At 19.1% G+C, this 1,224-nt stretch carries 3 protein-coding genes (1 of these 3 running past the window's edge); all 3 read right to left on the reverse strand.

What is annotated here, in order from left to right; genetic code table 11:
- Positions 1-164, reverse strand: the 5' portion of a protein-coding gene (locus LUA84_RS03685; RefSeq protein ID WP_231434496.1) for a type II secretion system F family protein. 109 nt of this gene lie to the left of the window's left edge; the window shows 164 of its 273 coding nt (coding positions 1-164); the start codon lies at positions 162-164; its stop codon lies off the left edge, out of view.
- A gap of 518 nt (positions 165-682) precedes the next feature.
- The gene (locus LUA84_RS04500) at positions 683-811 is read right to left on the reverse strand and encodes a hypothetical protein (protein ID WP_256443554.1); all 129 of its coding nucleotides are present in this window, start codon (positions 809-811) and stop codon (positions 683-685) included.
- A gap of 89 nt (positions 812-900) precedes the next feature.
- Positions 901-1,035 carry a hypothetical protein gene (locus tag LUA84_RS04505; protein ID WP_256443555.1) on the reverse strand — a complete coding sequence of 45 codons (135 nt, stop codon included), beginning with the start codon at positions 1,033-1,035 and terminating at the stop codon, positions 901-903.
- Between the last annotated feature and the right edge of the window lie 189 nt (positions 1,036-1,224).

A 1,224-nucleotide genomic window follows, 5' to 3' on the forward strand; every position in this document is an offset into this window, starting at 1 on the left:
GTATCATCAGCAACAAACCTTAATNNTTCTACCAATCCTTCTCCCAAATTTATTTTATCATATATTTTTTTAAATTCTTTTGATAAATATCCGTATTTTTCAATTTCACTTATTATTTTTATTATATACTTTACTTCTATCCCAGCATCTGCTAATGATGCCATATGTNNNATAGCAAATGGCAAATTTCTATTTATATCTTCTATAATACATCTGTTTTTTATAATTGAAATATAAAACAAGTAATCCTATCACAGATAAAAAAGATAATACACCATAGATTAAATAGAAAATATTTAGAAGATATAATGAAATAAATATTGAAATAATAATAATAATAATAATAATAATAATATAACAGATAATAATTAATCAGATTCTATATTATAATACGCTTCCTTTAATGAGTATTTTAAATATCAAAATTATCTTGCCCATTATTTAAAATTCTTCTAGATAAACCTCCAAATACTTTTATGAAAATCTAATTAACATATCCTTAATTTCTTGATAATAATCTATTCTATGCTCTTTAGTAATTTTAATTTAACTTTTTGTTTTTTCTTTTTTTCTTCCCTTTTTCTAAATAATATACTTGATGCTTCAATAAATCTTTTACCACTTCTTTATTTCTTCTTTCTTAAATATTTATGGATAAACTTGATTAATATAATTTATTGTATCATTTATACTTCATTTGATAATATTGAATATTTTTATTTTCTTCTTCACTTTTTTCTTCTATATTCTTTAGAAATTCTATTACTTTTTGACTATTATTAATTAAATTAATTAAATCATATAATATCAAATATTTTGATCTTTCTAAATATTTTATTTTCTTTTCAATTATTGTTATCCTTCTTTTATATTCTTTTTCATCAAAATATCCATCTAAATTTATAATTTACGAAAATACTTCTTCATTTCTTCATTTCTCTTTATTTCTTTTACAATATTTTTTAATTTATTAACATATCTTTCTATTTCTTCTATATCCCTTTCCAAGTTTATTAGAACATTTTTATTAATCATTATGAATAGTTTATATATTCTGGAGTATAGTTAATCTTTTATCATGATAAACATTAAAATTATTAATGAAATAAGAATAAATGTACCTAAAAACAAATTTGAAACAAATATAACTTATCCAATTATAGAACCATTTTCATATGCACATATATATTTTGATAGGAGTACATATGATCTTGTTTATGAAAT

The sequence above is a fragment of the Candidatus Nanopusillus massiliensis genome, from assembly GCF_920984865.1.

Bases quoted from the DNA above. Each gene is read 5' to 3' on its own strand.
- LUA84_RS04505 (WP_256443555.1), bottom strand. From the start codon at position 1,035: ATGATTAATAAAAATGTTCTAATAAACTTGGAAAGGGATATAGAAGAA.